The sequence below is a fragment of the Nesterenkonia sp. DZ6 genome (assembly GCF_022565835.1).
GTDB lineage: Bacteria > Actinomycetota > Actinomycetes > Actinomycetales > Micrococcaceae > Nesterenkonia.
The window spans coordinates 602,025-619,475 of the sequence record NZ_JAJOYW010000001.1 but is presented as its reverse complement, the minus strand read 5'-3'; the positions used below and the strand labels follow the sequence as shown (position 1 = coordinate 619,475).

17 protein-coding genes are annotated in these 17,451 nt (G+C 67.5%); 15 read left to right on the top strand and 2 right to left on the bottom strand.

What is annotated here, in order from left to right; all coding sequences use genetic code 11:
• Positions 1-29 precede the first annotated feature (29 nt).
• The 8 genes from LTH93_RS02780 (at position 30) to dapF (ending at position 7,363) form a co-directional block, all read left to right on the top strand.
• The gene (locus LTH93_RS02780; RefSeq protein ID WP_274617472.1) at positions 30-476 is read left to right on the top strand and encodes a helix-turn-helix domain-containing protein; all 447 of its coding nucleotides are present in this window, start codon (positions 30-32) and stop codon (positions 474-476) included.
• A 177-nt stretch (positions 477-653) separates the two neighbouring features.
• Positions 654-1,238: a MarR family winged helix-turn-helix transcriptional regulator gene (locus tag LTH93_RS02775; protein WP_241464239.1), complete on the top strand. Its 585-nt coding sequence runs from the start codon at positions 654-656 to the stop codon at positions 1,236-1,238.
• A complete protein-coding gene (locus tag LTH93_RS02770) occupies positions 1,235-1,453 on the top strand; it encodes a DUF3046 domain-containing protein (protein WP_241470004.1) in 219 nt (72 codons plus the stop codon). The genes LTH93_RS02775 and LTH93_RS02770 overlap by 4 nt, the downstream gene beginning before the upstream one ends.
• Positions 1,454-1,710: 257 nt before the next feature.
• Positions 1,711-2,754, top strand: a complete 1,044-nt coding sequence (gene recA / locus LTH93_RS02765) for a recombinase RecA (protein WP_241464241.1) — start codon at positions 1,711-1,713, stop codon at positions 2,752-2,754.
• Between the two features lie 12 nt (positions 2,755-2,766).
• A complete protein-coding gene (locus tag LTH93_RS13395) occupies positions 2,767-3,753 on the top strand; it encodes a regulatory protein RecX (RefSeq protein WP_370642643.1) in 987 nt (328 codons plus the stop codon).
• An 11-nt stretch (positions 3,754-3,764) separates the two neighbouring features.
• Complete coding sequence (miaB, locus tag LTH93_RS02755) at positions 3,765-5,342, top strand: tRNA (N6-isopentenyl adenosine(37)-C2)-methylthiotransferase MiaB (RefSeq protein ID WP_255727123.1); 1,578 nt, start codon at positions 3,765-3,767, stop codon at positions 5,340-5,342.
• On the top strand, positions 5,342-6,313 hold the full coding sequence (miaA, locus tag LTH93_RS02750; RefSeq protein WP_241470003.1) for a tRNA (adenosine(37)-N6)-dimethylallyltransferase MiaA: 972 nt from the start codon (positions 5,342-5,344) through the stop codon (positions 6,311-6,313). The genes miaB and miaA overlap by 1 nt, the downstream gene beginning before the upstream one ends.
• A 60-nt stretch (positions 6,314-6,373) precedes the next feature.
• Positions 6,374-7,363, top strand: coding sequence for a diaminopimelate epimerase (gene dapF, locus LTH93_RS02745; protein ID WP_255727122.1), 990 nt, complete (start codon positions 6,374-6,376; stop codon positions 7,361-7,363).
• Between the two features lie 50 nt (positions 7,364-7,413).
• Here the strand turns inward: dapF and LTH93_RS02740 are convergent, their stop codons facing one another.
• Positions 7,414-8,031: a class I SAM-dependent methyltransferase gene (locus tag LTH93_RS02740; protein ID WP_241470002.1), complete on the bottom strand. Its 618-nt coding sequence runs from the start codon at positions 8,029-8,031 to the stop codon at positions 7,414-7,416.
• A gap of 322 nt (positions 8,032-8,353) precedes the next feature.
• Here LTH93_RS02740 and hflX point away from each other — a divergent pair, with 322 nt between their 5' ends.
• From hflX to LTH93_RS02725, 3 genes are all read left to right on the top strand, one after another.
• A complete protein-coding gene (gene hflX / locus LTH93_RS02735; RefSeq protein ID WP_241464244.1) occupies positions 8,354-9,979 on the top strand; it encodes a GTPase HflX in 1,626 nt (541 codons plus the stop codon).
• 2 nt (positions 9,980-9,981) lie between these two features.
• On the top strand, positions 9,982-12,009 hold the full coding sequence (locus tag LTH93_RS02730; RefSeq protein WP_342357705.1) for an ATP-dependent DNA helicase: 2,028 nt from the start codon (positions 9,982-9,984) through the stop codon (positions 12,007-12,009).
• Positions 12,010-12,159: 150 nt separating this feature from the next.
• A complete protein-coding gene (locus tag LTH93_RS02725; protein ID WP_241470001.1) occupies positions 12,160-13,443 on the top strand; it encodes a CapA family protein in 1,284 nt (427 codons plus the stop codon).
• 69 nt (positions 13,444-13,512) lie between these two features.
• Here LTH93_RS02725 and lexA read toward each other — a convergent pair whose 3' ends face one another.
• Positions 13,513-14,232, bottom strand: a complete 720-nt coding sequence (lexA, locus tag LTH93_RS02720; protein ID WP_241464246.1) for a transcriptional repressor LexA — start codon at positions 14,230-14,232, stop codon at positions 13,513-13,515.
• Between the two features lie 318 nt (positions 14,233-14,550).
• Here lexA and LTH93_RS02715 point away from each other — a divergent pair, with 318 nt between their 5' ends.
• Genes LTH93_RS02715 through hisH form a run of 4 tightly spaced genes read left to right on the top strand, consistent with a single transcriptional unit; the run spans position 14,551 to position 17,402 of the window.
• A complete protein-coding gene (locus tag LTH93_RS02715) occupies positions 14,551-14,916 on the top strand; it encodes a LysM peptidoglycan-binding domain-containing protein (RefSeq protein ID WP_241464247.1) in 366 nt (121 codons plus the stop codon).
• 52 nt (positions 14,917-14,968) lie between these two features.
• The gene (locus LTH93_RS02710) at positions 14,969-16,108 is read left to right on the top strand and encodes a histidinol-phosphate transaminase (RefSeq protein ID WP_241470000.1); all 1,140 of its coding nucleotides are present in this window, start codon (positions 14,969-14,971) and stop codon (positions 16,106-16,108) included.
• Positions 16,109-16,146: 38 nt separating this feature from the next.
• The gene (hisB, locus tag LTH93_RS02705; RefSeq protein ID WP_106123307.1) at positions 16,147-16,764 is read left to right on the top strand and encodes an imidazoleglycerol-phosphate dehydratase HisB; all 618 of its coding nucleotides are present in this window, start codon (positions 16,147-16,149) and stop codon (positions 16,762-16,764) included.
• Entirely contained in the window at positions 16,761-17,402 is a 642-nt protein-coding gene (hisH, locus tag LTH93_RS02700) for an imidazole glycerol phosphate synthase subunit HisH (protein WP_241469999.1), read from the top strand. Before hisB ends, hisH begins: the two co-directional genes overlap by 4 nt.
• The last annotated feature ends 49 nt before the right edge of the window (positions 17,403-17,451 follow it).

Sequence of the window (17,451 nt, the reverse complement as noted above, 5' to 3'; positions counted from 1 at the left end):
GTGGAACATACCGAAAGAGGAGTGAGTCCATGGTGAGACAACCAGTCACCGTCAACGGCGTGACCCGTTGGAAAGATATGGACGTCGAAGGCGTCGCCACGACCCAGCCCCGAGAGTCCAAGGGAGTGATCCTGCGCCAGGAGATCGGTGACGTCCTGCGCAGCATCCGGCAGGCCGAAGGCCGGACCCTGCGAGATGTCTCCCACGACGCGCGAGTGTCCCTGGGGTACCTCTCCGAGGTGGAACGCGGGCAGAAGGAAGCCTCTTCGGAGCTGCTCGCCTCGATCTGCTCCGCCCTCGAGGTGCCACTCTCCACGATGCTCTCCCAGGTTGCGGAGCGCATCGCCACCGCCGAGGGACTCCACGTCCCCGACACCGTGCCCACCGAATTCCAGCGCGAGTTCGGCGGCGGCGTCGTCCCGGATCGCGTGCCCGATGCGCTGACCCGAGAAGAACTCGCCCGCAGCGGGTCCTGAGACCGCTACCGGCCGCAAGGCATGGGCGTGTGCACCGACAGCCAGCCAGCCGCTGGCCAGACCGGCAACATCGTCGACGGATCAGCCGGATGAGATTCAGCACCGGAGCAGGCCAAAGATCAGTCTGGGAGGGCGCCCTATGGGGCGGCCCTCCCTTGCTGTCCTAGACTGTTGCCCATGGAAAGTTTTGATCGACGCGCCAAGGTCCACGAGCTGGAGCAGGAGTTCAACCGACTTTTCGTCCGGCGTCGATTCAACGCCCTGCAGCTGGCGCGTCAGATCGACTCCGAGATCGAGCCGGCCTCCTATTCCGTGCTCGCCACGCTCCAGCAGATGGGACCGCAGCGGATGACTGCGATCGCCCGTCACCTGGGGATCGGCAAACCCACACTCTCGCGGCAGCTCAGCACGCTGGAGCACCGCGGCTTCGTGGAGAAGGCCACCGACCCTGCCGACGGCCGGGCCCAGATGGTCTCGCTGACCGAGGAGGGCCGCGCCCGGCTGGAATCCGCCCAGGGGGACCGAGCCGAGCGATACCTGCAGATGCTCACGCCCTGGCAGGAGCAGGAGATCGAGACGCTCTCGAAGCTGCTGGCCAAGCTCAACAAGGCCTACACCGAGTTCGACGCCGAGCACGATCCCTCGCTCGCGCAGGAGTCCACCGTCCCCGGAGCCGTGAACATCGCCGACCCGGTGCAGCGCTCCGCAGGATCAGCGGTGCGACATTCGACAGACAACGGCACAGACAAGAGGGTTTCGTGAGAGAAAGCCGGTTCTGGTTCCTCATGGAGGGTGAGTTCGGGGCCAACTACGCCCACGTCCTCGCCGACTCGTTGGTGCTCAGCGAATACCAGCTGACGGTGAAGTCCTCGCTGGAGGCGGGCGTGAGTCCGCGCGATGTCTGGGACGCCGTGTGTGAGCAGCAGGATGTCCCCGCTGATCGACGCCTCGGACGAGACATCTCGCCGAAGAGCTGAGCTGGACCGGACACACCCGATCAGCACCATGGGTGGAGCGGCCCGCGGCCTCGGCGGCGGCGGGCGAATCAGCCGCGCGGACACGCCGGGCGACAGTCGAAGATATGTTCGACTGGATGAGTTAGAGTTTTCCTCAGAAGGCCCGTACTGCGGGGTCGACCCGGTTGGATGCACATCGTCTGCCCGTGCACGAGGGCATGTCAGAGGGTCCGCCTAATCTGGCACCACATACATACAACGAGTCATCGAGGTGAATCATGGCAGTCAGCAAAGATCGTGAGAAGGCGCTTGAAGCAGCGCTGGCACAGATCGACAAGCAGTTCGGCAAAGGTTCGGTCATGCGTCTGGGTGATGAAACCCGGGCGCCGATCGAGACCATCCCGACCTCATCGATCGCCATGGACGCCGCACTCGGCATCGGCGGCTTCCCCCGCGGCCGCGTCGTGGAGATCTACGGCCCGGAGTCCTCGGGCAAGACGACCGTGGCCCTCCATGCAGTGGCCAACGCGCAGAAGATGGGCGGCATCGCCGCCTTCATCGACGCCGAGCACGCGCTCGATCCGGTGTACGCCCAGAAGCTGGGCGTGGACACCGACGCGCTGCTGGTCTCCCAGCCGGACACCGGTGAGCAGGCGCTGGAGATCATGGACATGCTGGTCTCCTCGGGCTCCATCGACATCGTCGTGATCGACTCCGTCGCCGCGCTGGTGCCCCGCGCCGAGATCGAAGGCGAGATGGGCGACTCCCACGTCGGCCTCCAGGCCCGCCTGATGTCGCAGGCGCTGCGCAAGATCGCCGGTCGGCTCTCGCAGACCAAGACCACTGCGATCTTCATCAACCAGCTCCGCGAGAAGATCGGCGTCTTCTTCGGCTCCCCGGAGACCACCTCGGGCGGCAAGGCGCTGAAGTTCTACGCCTCGGTCCGTGTCGACGTGCGCCGCATCGAGACCCTCAAGGAGGGCACCAACGCGGTGGGCAACCGGACCCGCGCCAAGATCGTGAAGAACAAGATGGCCCCGCCGTTCAAGCAGGCCGAGTTCGACATCATCTATGGCGAGGGAATCTCCCGTGAAGGCGGCCTCATCGACGTCGGCGTCGAGAACGGCCTCGTGAAGAAGTCCGGCGCCTGGTTCACCTATGACGGGGACCAGCTGGGCCAGGGCAAGGAGAAGGCGCGCACATTCCTCAAGGACAATCCCGACCTTGCCGATGAGATCGAGCGTCGCATCCGGGAGAAGCTCGGTCTGATCGCCCCGCTGGAAGACGAAGGTGGACCCGCCCTCAAGGCGGTCGACGGCTGATAGGAGGCCTCTATGGGTGACCAGCAGCAGAAGATCGACGCCCTGCGGGCGGCCATGACGAGAATCCAGGAGCGGGACCCGGACGAGCCGGTTCCCGACTTCCTGGTGGTGGACACCTCCCTGCCCGCTCCGCCTGCCGACGCTGTGACTGCCGGGTCTGCCCCGGGCGAAACCGTCCCGGGCGACGCCCTGGGCGCGGAGGCCGACTCTGCCGGCCCTGAACTCGCTGACTCCGAACTCGCTGGCCCCGAACTCGCTGACATCGAGTCGGGGGACCTCGAGTTCGAGGCATCAGCCGCGGCCCGCCCGCTGGTGGACCCTGGCGGGCTCCCCGGCCCCCCGGCCCCGTTGGAGGCTGAGGATCGCCGCGAAGGTCGGGCCGAGGACGCCCCCGCGGTCGATGCCCCTGAAGTCGATGCCCCTGAAGCTGAAGCTGAAGCTGAGGCCGACGACGGGGAGGCCGAGACCTCCATGGGTGCCATCGCCGAGCTCAGTCCTGAGGAGCAGTACGAGAAGGCGCGTGCCGTGGTGCTGCGCCGACTCACCGGGTCCCCGAAGTCCCGGCACCAGCTCGCCGTGGCGTTGAAGGATAAGGAGTTCCACCCGGAGATCATCACCCGGGTGCTGGATCGGATGGAAGAGGTCCACCTGGTCAATGACACGGAGTTTGCCCGCACCTGGGTGAGGGGTCGTCATGAGCTCAAGAACCTCGGAAAGTCCGCGCTGCGCCGGGAGCTGCGTGAGAAGGGCATCAGCGAGCCGGTGGCAGCTGACGCGCTGGAGCAGATCAGCGCCGAGGACGAGGGTGAGGCCGCGCGCGAGCTCGTGCGGCGCAAGCTTCAGGGCAAGGCCGTGCCCACCGGGCCCAGTCCGGAGGAGCGCGCCGAACGGGACAAGGTCACCCGTCGACTGGTCTCGATGCTGGCCCGCAGAGGCCACGCCCCGGGAGCAGCCTTTCAGATCGTGCGTGAAGTGATCGAGGATCACTCAAACGCGTAGAATTCCCTGCAATGAGTGATGCACTGATGGACCGCGCCGAGACCACCGCACCGGACCCCGCCCTGGCGGAGGGTTCTGCCGTCGATGCGCACCCGGCAGCGGCGGGTCCGCGCACCTACGAGGTGCGCACCTTCGGCTGTCAGATGAACGTCCACGACTCCGAGCGGATGTCAGGACTCCTGGAGGACGCCGGCTACGGGCCCGTCGCAGCGGGCGCCACCCCGGACCTCGTCGTCTTCAACACCTGCGCGGTGCGTGAGAACGCCGACAACAAGCTCTACGGACATCTGGGGATGCTCCGCCAGACCAAGGCCGCGCATGACGGCATGCAGATCGCCGTCGGCGGCTGCCTGGCGCAGAAGGATCAGGAGACCGTCCAGAAGAAGGCACCCTGGGTGGACGTGGTCTTCGGGACCCACAACATCGGGTCGCTGCCGGCACTGCTGGAGCGCTCCCGCCACAACGCCGAGGCCGAGATCGAGATCCTCGAGGCTCTCGAGACCTTCCCGTCGACGCTGCCGACCAAACGCGAGTCCGTGCATTCCGGGTGGGTGTCCATCTCGGTGGGCTGCAACAACACCTGCACCTTCTGCATCGTGCCCTCGCTGCGCGGCAAAGAGCGCGACCGGCGTCCGGGCGAGATCCTCGCCGAGGTCCGCGCGCTCGTCGCCGACGGCGCAGTGGAAGTCACCCTGCTGGGCCAGAACGTGAACACCTACGGAGTCGAGTTCGGCGACCGCGGCGCCTTCGCCAAACTGCTGCGCGCCTGCGGAGAGATCGAAGGGCTCGAGCGCGTCCGGTTCACCAGCCCCCACCCGGCATCCTTCACCGACGACGTCATCCATGCCATGGCCGAAACTCCCAATGTCATGCCCCAGCTGCACATGCCGCTGCAGTCCGGGTCCGACAAGGTGCTCAAAGACATGCGACGCTCCTACCGTTCCAAGAAGTTCCTCGGGATCCTGGAGAAGGTGCGTGAAGCCATGCCGCGTGCGGCGGTCACCACCGACATCATCGTGGGCTTCCCCGGGGAGACCGAGGCGGACTTCGAGGACACCATGCGGGTGGTCGAGGCCTCACGCTTCGCCTCGGCCTACACCTTCCAATACTCACCACGTCCAGGCACCCCCGCCGCCACCATGGAGGATCAGATCCCCAAGGCGATCGTGCAGGAGCGGTTCGAACGCCTGTGCGCCCTGCAGGACCGCATCGGCGCCGAAGAGAACGCGAAACTTGTGGGCACCTCCCAGGAGCTTCTCGTCACCGCCGACTCCGGTGCGAAAGCCACCGAGACCGGACGGCTCAGCGGGCGCGCGCGGGACAACCGGCTCGTGCACTTCGCCGTGCCGGCAGGAGCCTCCGCGCCGCGTCCCGGTGACTTCGTGACCGTGACCATCACCGAGGCCGCCGGATTCCACCTGCTGGCCGATCCGACGGGCCCCGCGGACTACGAGCTTCGTCGGTCCTCCGCCGGCGAAGCCTGGGACCGCTGGCAGGCTGACTCCTGCGGCGTGGGCACCACTCAGGTGACCGGATCCACTCCTGCGGCCGTCTCTCTCGGCATGCCGACTCTGCGCCCCGTCTCCTGATGACCGCTGATCATCTGACACAGCAGGCGTCCTCCGCAAGATCGGATGCTGCCCGGCAGACGGCTCCGCTGATCGTGCTGGTCGGCCCCACGGCCTCCGGCAAGTCAGCGCTGGGCATCGACCTCGCCGAGCGCCTTGACGGGGAGATCATCAACGCCGACTCGATGCAGCTCTACCGAGGCATGGACATCGGCACCGCCAAGGTCACCCAGGACGAGGCCGGCGCCGTGCCGCACCACCTCCTCGACGTCCTCGACGTGACCGAGGAGGCCTCGGTCGCGGACTTCCAGGACCAGGCACGCCGGATCATCGGGGAGATCAGAGCCCGCGGCAAGACCCCCATCATGGTCGGCGGCTCAGGGCTCTACGTGCGCGCCGTCATCGACGTGATCGAATTCCCGCCCACCGACGCAGAGCTGCGCAGCCGCCTGACCCTGCGACTCGACGACGAGGGTGCAGCCCCGCTGCGCCAGGAGCTGCGCGAGCTGGACCCCGAGTCTGCCGCCGTCATCAAAGACGACCGACGCCTGATCCGTGCCCTGGAGGTCGTGCTGCTCACCGGCCGGACCTTCTCCTCCTACATGCCGCAGCGGCGCCATGAACCAGGCCTGGAACCGGTGGTGCAGATCGGACTCGACGTGGACCGGCCCCTGCTCCACGAACGCATCGCACGCCGCGTCCAGCGCATGGCCGACCAAGACCTGCTCGAGGAGGTGCGCCAGCTCGACGACGCCGGACTGCGTCGAGGACGCACCGCCTCCCGGGCCATCGGCTACCAGCAGTTCCTCGAAGTCCTCGATGGCGAACTGACCCCGGGGGAGGCGATCGAGTCCACCACGGTGGCCACGCGCAGGTTCGCCCGGAGACAGGAGACCTGGTTCCGCGCTGATCCCCGCGTGACCTGGCTCCCGGCGCCGTCCCAAGACCTCACCGAGCAGGCCCAGGAAGCGATCCACCGCGCGCTGCGTTGAACATCTCGACAGCGGCGCGCCCCCAAGCAGCAGCTCAGAAGATCAGGACCCGAAGCATCAATGAAGGAGAACCGCGTGGCTCACCACCTCACCGGCCTGGACGCCCTCACCGGCACCTCGATCACCAAGGCCCACGCCACCGGCAATGACTTCGTCATGATCGCCGACCCCACCGGGGAGCAGACTCTGGAAGCGCACCAGGTGGCAGCGCTCTGCGACCGTCACCTGGGCATCGGCGGCGACGGGGTCATCCGTGCAGTCCCCGCACACCTGGTCATCGGCGACGCCATGGTGTCACGGGTGCTGGCCGAGACGCCTGAGCTCAGCAGCACCGACGAAGCGCCCCTGTGGTTCATGGACTACCGGAACTCCGACGGTTCGGTGTCCGAGATGTGCGGCAACGGCGTGCGCGCCTTCGCCCACTTCCTGATCGCCGAAGACCTGGTGCAGCTGGCCGAGGGCCAGGAGCTTCCCGTCCTGACCCGGGCCGGGCTGCGCACCGTGCGCAAGGTCCCCGAGGGCTACGCCATCGGCATGGGCGTATGGTCCTTCCTGGACCCCGAGCAGGCCGCGTCAAACGCCTCGGACGCGCTGGTGATCGCCGCCGGACTCGATGAGCCCCGCCCAGCCCTGAGCATCTCGATGGGCAATCCGCATACCGTCGTCGCTCTCTCTGACGAGACCACCCTGCAGGACCTGAACCTTCACGAGGCACCCAAGGTGGACCCGGTCCCGCCCGCAGGGACCAACGTGGAGTTCGTGGTCCCGGCCGAGCCGCTGGTGACTCAGGGCGAAGACGGCCAGCCGGTGGGTCGGGTACGGATGCGCGTGCATGAACGCGGGGTCGGCGAGACCATGTCCTGCGGGACCGGCGCCTGCGCCGCCGCAGCCGCGGTCCGGGTCTGGGCCGCAGATGACAGCGTGAACCTCTGGAAGGTCGACGTCCCCGGCGGACAGGTCACTGTACGGTTCACCGCCCGCGCCGACGGGGCCGAGGACGTGGAGCTGGCGGGACCCGCGGAGCTGGTGCTCACCGGGACACTCGCCTGAGCCGCTGAGCCGCTGAGCCGCTGAGCCGCTGAGCCGTCGACGCCGCCTGCTCAGCCGCGGCTGATCCGAAGCAGTCGGAAGCCCTTCGCGGTCTCCGCGCGCCCGTTGTGGAACTCGCTTGCTGAGCCGGAGAGCATCGTGGTGATCCAGGCGAGCAGCGAGTCCGCGCCGAGGTTCTTCTGCACCACCAGCCAGGCCTCGCCGCCGGGACCCAGCCGCGGCAGCCAATGCTCAAGCAGTCCGTGCAGCACCTCTTTGCCCACACGGATCGGGGGATTGGACCAGATCGTGTCGAATTCGATCTCAGCCGGCACCTCTTCAGGTGCCACGACCCGCACATTGGTCAGTCCCAGTGCAGCCGCGTTCTCCGCACACAGGATGCGGGAGCGTTCGTTGACATCCACCGCCCAGACCGTGGCCGCCGGTGAGCGCATCGCCAGGGTGAGCGCCAACGGGCCCCAGCCGCAGCCGATGTCGAGCAGGTGGCCCTGGCTCGCCGGATCGGGCGCGTGCTTGAGCAGCACCGCAGTGCCCTTGTCCACTCCGTCGGGGGAGAAGATGCCCCCGGCGGTGGAGACCGAGACCTCTCTGCGGTCCAGGGTGACGCTGACGGTTCGGCGGGTGAAGGGCCCCTCGGGGGACGCGGAGAAATAATGCTGGGAGTTCACACGGTGAATCGTAGTAGACTCCTCCCTATGTGGATTCACCTGACGTACTCCCGCCCGCGCGGTTGAGTCACCCCTTCACCACCTGGCCGGCCCGCTGAGCCGGCAGTGTCGTTCGCCCGGCACCAGCGCGGTCCTCGCGGACTGCGCCACCTCGGTTCCCGATGCGGATCCGGAAGCTGGCCGAACCAAAGTATCCACACCCCCGAACAAGCCCCGCTCGATCTCCACAGCGGACCCGCGCACTTAACCATGTCCAGGGTCGAACGTAGGATGGAGATCCACGGCGGGCAGGGCCAGGCCGAAAACTGGTCCTAAGGAGATCATGACCAAGCAGAATCACACGCCCGAACCTTCAGGCGAGACCCCCGAGGACTCCACGGCGCCAGCCGCAGAGCAGTCCTCCGTCGATGCGACCATCGAGCGGATCCTGGCCGCTGATCGAGCCCGCGAAGACGCACCGAAGCGGACCACCCGGTTTGAGGCGGATTCGAGCTTCAAACGCCGCGGCATCCTCGGTGAACAAGCACGTGAGCTCGCCGGTGATACCTCACACTCCGAGTCCGACGGCGAACAGTTCGAACTCATGGAACGCCGCTCCCTGCGCCGGGTCGACGGGCTCTCCACCGAGCTGGAAGACGTCTCCGAGGTGGAGTACCGCCAGCTGCGCCTGGAGCGCGTGGTCCTCGCCGGGCTCTGGGGCGAGGGCACCGTCGCAGAGGCGGAATACTCGCTGCGTGAGCTCTCCGCGCTCGCCGAGACCGCAGGCTCCACCGTGCTCGACGGCTTCCTGCAGCGCCGGGCCAAGCCGGACCCCGGCACCTTCTTCGGCTCCGGCAAGGCCGAAGAGATCCGCGTCGCAGTGGCCGAGCTCGGCGCCGACACCGTCGTGGTCGACTCCGAGCTCGCACCCTCCCAGCGCCGCGGCCTGGAGGACATCGTGAAGGTCAAGGTCATCGACCGGACCGGCCTGATCCTCGACATCTTCGCGCAGCACGCGAAGTCCCGGGAGGGCAAGGCCCAGGTGGAGCTGGCCCAGATGGAATACATGCTCCCGCGCCTGCGCGGCTGGGGCGAGTCGCTGTCCCGCCAGGCCGGCGGCCAGGTTGGTGGCGCGAGTGCCGGCATCGGGTCACGCGGTCCAGGTGAGACCAAGATCGAGCTGGACCGTCGGCGGATCAACGCGCGCATGGCCAAGCTCCGCAAGGACATCGCCGCGATGAAACCGGCTCGGGACGCGAAGCGGGCCAACCGCAAACGCAACGCCGTGCCCTCCGTCGCGATCGCCGGATACACCAACGCGGGCAAGTCCTCGTTGCTGAACCGGCTCACCGACGCCGGGGTCCTGGTGGAGAACGCCCTGTTCGCCACCCTGGACCCCACCACCCGCAAGGCGGTCACCCCGGACGGGATCGGCTACACGCTCTCGGACACGGTCGGCTTCGTCCGACAGCTGCCCACCCAGCTGATCGAGGCGTTCCGCTCCACGCTGGAGGAGGTGGCCGACGCCGACCTCATCCTGCACGTGGTCGACGCCTCCCACCCCGAGCCCGAGGGCCAGATCAGCGCGGTCCGCACGGTGCTGGCCGAGGTCGACGCCGATGAGGTGGACGAGGTCATCGTGCTGAACAAGGCCGACGTCGCAGACTGGGACGTGGTGGAACGGATCCGCCGTCGTGAGCCGCACACCATCGTGGTCTCGGCGCACACCGGGGAGGGGATCGAGGAGCTGCGCGAACTGATCAGCCGCTCCATCCCGCGTCCCAGCGTCCCGCTGCAGCTCATGGTGCCCTATGACCAGGGTGACATCGTCTCCAGGCTCCACGCGGAGGACGCCGAGATCCTCTCCACCGAGTACCTGGAGGAGGGCACGCTGCTGAAGGTGCTGGTCCGCCGGGAACTCGTCGGGGACCTCGCCGAGTTCCAGGTCCAGGCAGAGCCGACGCCTTGAGCGTGAGCACCAGCCGGTCCACGGGATACCAGGAGACCACGGACCTGCTCGAGCGCGCCGTCACCGCCATGGGCGGAGTCAAGCGCGAGGGGCAGGTGACCATGGCCGAACATGTGGCCATGGCGCTGCGCAAGCGCCGTCACCTCCTGGTCCAGGCCGGCACCGGCACGGGCAAGTCACTGGCCTATCTGGTGCCGGCGGTGGTCCACGCACTGGACGCGGAGAAGCCGGTGCTGATCTCCACCGCCACGCTGGCGCTTCAGGCCCAGATCATGGGCCGTGATCTTCCGCGCCTGCTGGAGAACATCGCCGAGCACGTGGACCGACCGGTCGACGTGGCCCTGGTCAAAGGCCGCGCGAACTACGCCTGCAAGCACAAGATGGACGGCGGCTTCCCCGAGGACGACGACGAACAGGCGCTCTTCGCCTTCGCCGACGAACCCACCGGCGGGGTCACCGCCTTCGAACCCGGCTCTCAGCTGGGCAAGGAGATCGTGGCGCTGCGCGAGTGGGCCGAGGTCACCGAGACCGGGGACCGGGATGACCTGCCCAACGGGGTGACCGACCGGGCCTGGCGGCAGATCTCGGTGAACGCGGTGGACTGCATCGGCCCGCGCAAATGCCCGATGGCGGCAGAGTGCTTCTCCGAGCGAGCCCGGGAGAAGGCCAAGGACGCCGACCTGGTGATCACGAATCACGCCATGCTGGCCATTGATGCCTTCGAGGGGCTCGACGTGCTGCCGGACCATGACGCCGTCATCGTCGATGAGGCCCATGAACTGGCCGACCGGGTGACCTCCGCGGTGACCGCGCAGCTCTCCGCACAGATGATCAAGGCCGCGGCCTCCTCCGCTCGGCGGCACACCGCCATCAACGTCGAAGCGCTGCAGAGCTCCGCGGTCGCCGTGGAGGCGGCCTTCCACCGGATCGACTCGGGCCTGCTCGCGCGCGGCCTGAACCCGCAGCAGCGCGAGGCGGTCGAGCTGGCCCGCAACGCCGCACGGACCGCACTTTCGGACTCGAAGCCGACCGGTGACGCCGAGGCCGATCCCGGGCGCAGCACCGCCAGGTCCCGGATGCAGGCCGTGCTCGACACCGCCAACCGGATCCTGGACTCCCCGGACACCCCCGACGTGGTCTGGCTCAACAGGCCCGGAGCGTTCGTGCCGGGTCGGGGCTACCAGGAGGCAGATCTGGATGAGTCCCCACTCATCTACGTCGCACCCACCTCGGTGGCCGGGCGGCTGCGTGAAGGCCTCTTCGGTGATCGCACCGTGGTGCTGACCTCCGCGACGCTGACCATCGGCGACAGCTTCGACCCCGTGGCCGGGTCACTGGGCCTGGCGGGGGAGAAGGCCCCGGCCTGGGACGCCGTGGATGTGGGCAGCCCCTTCGACTACCCCAAACAGGGGGTGCTCTATGTGGCCAAGCACCTGCCGCCGCCGTCGATGAAGACCGCCCAGGCCCAGCGTGATGAGCTGGCCGGTCTCATCGAGGCCTCCAAGGGTGCGACCCTCGCGCTGTTCTCCTCTCGCCGCGCCGCCGAGGAGGCGGCCGAGGATCTGCGGCAGCGCCTTGATATCCCTATCCTCTGCCAGGGCGACTCGACGATGTCCGCGCTGGTGCGCGCCTTCGCTGAGGATGAGGAGACCTGCCTGTTCGGCACCATGAGCCTCTGGCAGGGCGTGGATGTGCCCGGCCGGTCCTGCCGGCTGGTGGCCATCGACCGGATCCCGTTCCCACGACCGGATGATCCACTGGTCAGTGCGCGCAGCCAGGAGGTCACCAAGCATGGCGGCAACGGGTTCATGCAGGTCGCTGCCACCCACGCCGCCACCCGGCTGGCCCAGGGTGCTGGACGGCTGATCCGCACCTCGGAGGACAAGGGGGTGCTGGCCATATTGGACTCACGCCTGGCCAATGCGCGTTACGGCGGCTTCCTGAAGCAATCGATGCCAGATTTCTGGCCCACCGTCAACGGGGATCTGGCCCGCGGGGCGCTGGCCCGGCTGGCCGAGTCAGACGGCTAGCTCGACCTGTGAGGTGAGTCGGGTGCTGCGAGCTGGGCTCAGTGCGCTTCCCGGGTGAGGCTGCAGAAGAGAATCAATCCCACATGATGGGTGACCACGGGAGGCTCACAGACGATGTCGGATCCAAGACGCACCACAGGCTCAGGCCCCATGACCTGCTTCTGGGTGCTGGCGGCAGCGCTCACCCTGGCCGGCTGCGCCGAAGGCGTTGGGGATGACGACGCCGCGCCCGCTGTGCCGACCGATGCGCACAGCGATACTGACACCGCGCGGCCCGACATCGACGACGATGAAGCCGACCAGGCGGAGACTGACGAACCTCAGCCGGAGCAGTTCACCATCGCCGGCACGGGGGACATGCTTCTCCATGGCCCCATCATTGACGAGGCAGCTGCGCTCGCCGACGGCGCAGACTACTCGTTTGCGCCGCTGATGGGCGGGGTTGAAGATCTCATCAGTGGTGCTGATCTTGCCCTGTGCGGGCTGGAGGTGCCGATCGCCCCAGAGGGTGTGGAGCCGGCCGGTTATCCGGTGTTCGCGGCCCCGCCGGAACTCGCCGGGGATCTCGCCTCGGTGGGTTTCCACGGCTGCTCCACAGCAAACAACCATTCCTTCGACCAGGGAACGGCCGGGCAGGAGCGCACGCTCGACGTCTTCGACGACGCTGGCCTGGGACATGCGGGAACCGCGCGAACTGAAGCCGAAGCCGCCCAGCCCCAGCTCTACACGCTGGAACGCGGCGGACAAGAGGTGACGGTGGCGCATGTGGCCACCACCATGCTCCACAACCAGGCATATCCACCGCCGGAGGATGAACTGTGGCGCGTCGCCGATGTCACTCCCGAGGAGCTCACAGACCAGGCGGCCCAGGCGCGCGAGGACGGCGCCGACGTCGTCGTCGCCTCTGTGCACTGGGGTGAGGAGTATGTCCACCAGCCCGCTGAAGAGCAGCGGGACTATGGCGAGCAGCTGGCAGCCGGTGGTGAGATCGACGTGGTGTTCGGCAGCCATTCGCACACGCCCCAGCCGCTGGAACACCTCGAGGGCGGCCCGTCAGGTGAGGGCATGTGGGTGGTGTGGTCCATGGGCAATTTCCTCTCCAACCAGGACGAGGCCTGTTGCATCCCAGAAACTGCCAGCGGAACAGTGGTCTACGCAACGGTCGAGGTCAGCGACGAGGACGCCGAGGTCATCTCCATGGACTGGCTGCCCGTCACCGTGGATCGCGGCCCGACCGATGATGAGCCTCACCGAGGGATCTGGCCACTGCGCGACCTCGCCGAGGGGAACATTCCGCCTGGGGTCGAACTCAGCGCGGAAACCGTTGAAGACCGGTGGTCGCGGGTCCTCGACGTCATGACGGAGCAGGAGCTCCGCGAGGATTCACCGTCACCCACGGGGGAGGAACCCACGGTGGTGCCGCGCCGGGACTAGGACGCCGGGTCTCGGAGGGCCGGGAAGAGCTGGGGGCACCGCGGCGTGTGTGGGGGACCTGCAGCTGCCTCAGAGGCTGCGCAGCACCGTGACGACCTTGCCCATGATGGTGGACTCGTCGCCGAGGATCGGCTCATACTGCCGGTTCTGCGGGAGCAGCCAGACGTGGCCGTCGCGGCGCTTGAGCGTCTTCACGGTCGCCTCGTCATCGAGCAGGGCGGCGACGATGTCGCCGTTCTCTGCGGTGTTCTGCCGACGCACCACGACCCAGTCGCCTTCGAAGATGCCGGCCTCGATCATGGAGTCACCGCGGACCTGAAGCATGAACAGCTCGCCCTCGCCGGTGAGCTGCCGCGGCAGCGGCATGATGTCTTCGACCTGCTGATCGGCCAGGATCGGTCCACCGGCCGCGATCTGACCCACCATGGGAATCTCAGAGATCCGGCTGTCGGACTGGGTGCGGTAGCCCTGCAGCTCCACCACTGCGTCACGTGCCGCAGATTCGGCCTCCTGGGCCTGTTCGCTGAGCACGGGGGCGCCGGCAGAGTCACGCAGCACCTCCATGGCGCGCGGTCGCCCGGGCACCCGTCTGAGGTAGCCCAGCTCCTGGAGCCGCGCCAGCTGGTGAGTCACCGAGGAGAGTGAGGCCAGCCCGCAGGCGTCGCCGATCTCACGCATGGAGGGAGGGTAGCTGCGCTCGGCCAGCGACTCCTGGATGACATCGACGATCTGCCGCTGCCGATCCGTCAGTCGCGGCGCTGCCGATGAGTCCCTGGTGTTCCGCGCCATTGCTGCCTCCGTAGTTGTGCTGAGCGTTCTGCGTCCCGATGAAGCAGTGCCGGACCCGAGCGGACCGAGCTCCGAGCGGACCGAGATTCGACCCTGTACCGAAGCGGGGCTGACCCCGCCGGGACCCGTGTCAGCATCCATGTCAGACCCTGCTGGTGGACTGTTCACCGTGAGATTCGCTTCGAAGATCACTTCGAACTTGGCGCTCAGGTTACTCGAAATCGTAGAGAGATTCCATTGATTCTGCGGCGAGTCTGGTCAAGATTCGAAACTATGTGCTAGAAATAGTACACACGTTCGAATGAGAGGTTCTTCCCCATGAGTACAGCACCGCTTGCACTTGCACCTGTTGACTCCGCACCGGCTCCGGCAGTGCACCTCACTCGCCGCGGTCGCTTCCTCCTGTTGGGCCTGCCCGCGTTGGCAGTCCTGGCGGTCGCACTGTTGGGTGCGCTCATGCTGGCCACCTCGCTGCTGAACCAGGCGCAGGCCTCCTCGGGCGACGTCCCAGGCGTGGACGCACAGGTGGTCACGGTCGGCGCGGGGGACACGCTGTGGAGCGTCGCGGCCTCCGTGGACTCCGAGGAGCACGCCCAGGTCCTCATCGGGCAGATCGCTGAGCTCAACGGTCTCAACGGCTCCGAGCTCACCCCGGGCCAGGAACTGTTCGTCCCACGAGACTGAGCAGACCGCGGGAAGCTGAAGTCGGTGCGCATCACCCGGCTAGAATGTCCCGGTGACTTCATCCCGTGCCAGGAACCTGTCCCGACTGCCGCTGCGCGAGGAGCTCCAGGGTCAAGAACCCTACGGAGCCCCGCAGCTGAGCGTGAAGGCGATGCTCAATGTCAACGAGACCACCTATGACGTTCCGGCCGATGTGGTCGATGCCATCGGCAAAGAGGTCCGCGCCGCGGCCGCCCAGCTCAATCGCTACCCGGACCGCGAGTTCTCGGTCCTGCGACAGAAGCTCGCCGAATACCTGAACCGAGACCTCGCCTCCGAGGGAGAGCCGGCCGAGCTGACGGCCGAGCACATCTGGGCCGCCAACGGCTCCAACGAGATCATGCAGCACATCCTGCAGGCCTTTGCCGGCCCGGGCCGCTCGGTGCTCTCCTTCCCGCCGACCTACTCGATGTACCCGCTCTACGCCCGCGGAACCTACAGCGAGTACATCGCCGGCACCCGCGCGGCTGACTTCACCCAGACCCCTGACGACGTCGCCGCGCAGATCCGTGAGCACCGTCCCCACGTGGTGATCCTGTGTTCGCCGAACAACCCCACCGGCACCGCACTCTCGCTGGAGACCGTGGAGGCCGCCTATGCCGCCGCCGAGGAATCTCAGACCATGGTCGTGGTGGACGAGGCCTACGGCGAGTTCCGCCAGTCCGGAACCGGCTCGGCGCTGGCGCTGCTGCCCGGGCGGGAACGGCTGATCGTCTCGCGCACCATGAGCAAGGCCTTCGCGCTGGCGGGTGGCCGACTGGGCTACCTGGCCGCGGCCCCCGAGGTCACCGACGCCATGCGACTGGTGCGGCTGCCGTACCACCTCTCCGCGGTGACGCAGGCGACCGCCGTCGCCGCCCTGGACCACTCGAGAACCCTGATGGCCAATGTGGAACGGATCAAGGAACAGCGCGACAGGATCGTCACCGCGCTGGGGCAGATGGGTCTGCACCCGGCGCCGTCGGACGCCAACTTCGTCTTCTTCGGCGGCCTCACCGACGAGAAGGCCGCCTGGCAGCACCTGCTCGAGGACGGGATCCTGATCCGTGACGTCGGCATCCCCGGGCATCTGCGCGTGACCGCCGGCACCGAGGAGGAGACCGGCGACTTCCTGGCCTCGCTGCAGCGATTCATCACCAGCACCACCGCGTAGACTGAAGCGTTGGCGTACCCCACCACCAAGCAGGAGTTATGGGAGCAGAATTGATCTCCGGGCGCATCGCCCAGATGGAACGTGTCACCAGCGAGTCCAGCGTCAAGGTCCGGATGGACCTCGACGGGACCGGCACCTCGAACATCAGCACCGGTGTGCCGTTCTATGACCACATGCTCACCGCACTGTCCCGGCACTCCCTCATCGACCTCGACGTCGAAGCCTCCGGCGACACCCACATCGACGTGCACCACACGGTCGAGGACACCGCCATCGTGCTCGGCGAGGTCTTGCGCGTCGCCCTGGGAGACAAGCGGGGCATCCGACGATTCGGCAATGCCACCATCCCGCTGGATGAGGCGCTCGCCCAGGCCGTGGTCGATGTCTCCGGCAGGCCCTATCTGGTCCACTCCGGGGAGCCCGAGGGTCAGCAGTACCACCTCATCGGTGGGCACTTCACCGGTTCCATGACCCGCCATGTCTTCGAGGCGATCACGTACCACTCCGGGATCTGCCTGCACATGACCCTGCTCGGCGGACGCGACCCGCACCACATCGCCGAGGCCCAGTTCAAGGCCTTCGCCCGCGCGCTGCGCGAAGCAGTGGAGTCCGACCCGCGCACCGACGAGATCCCCTCCACCAAGGGTGCCCTGTGACCGGCAAGCCCGACGTCGTCGTCCTGGACTACGGCTCCGGCAACACCCACTCCGCGGTCCGTGCGCTTGAGCGCGCCGGCGCGGACGTGATTCTGACCAAAGACACCGACGCGGTGCTCAACGCCTCCGGGCTGGTGGTGCCCGGTGTGGGCGCCTTCGCGGCGGTGATGGCTGCGCTGCGTGAGATCGACGGACCCCGCTGGATCGGCCGCCGGATCGCCGGGTCCCGCCCGGTGCTCGGCATCTGCGTCGGGCATCAGGTGATGTTCGACCGCGGAGTCGAACACGGCATTCCCGCCGAAGGCCTGGGGGAGTGGCCCGGTGAGGTCACAGCCCTGCCCGAAGATGCCGTGGTCCCGCATATGGGCTGGAACACCGTGCGTCCGCCCGAGGACAGCGTGCTCTTCGACGGGCTCAGGGATGAGCGGTTCTACTTCGTGCACTCCTACGCCGTGCAGTCCTGGGACTTCGATCAGTCCATCGAGACCATGAACCCACCGAAGGTCACCTGGAGCCACCACGGCGCCGACTTCATCGCCGCGGTGGAGAACGGTCCGCTCTCGGCCACCCAGTTCCACCCGGAGAAGTCCGGTGACGCGGGGATGCAGCTGCTGCGCAACTGGATCCTGAGCCTCTGACCGCTGTCCTTCGGCGTGACCTGAGGGTCCGCCGCCCGAGAACCTGACC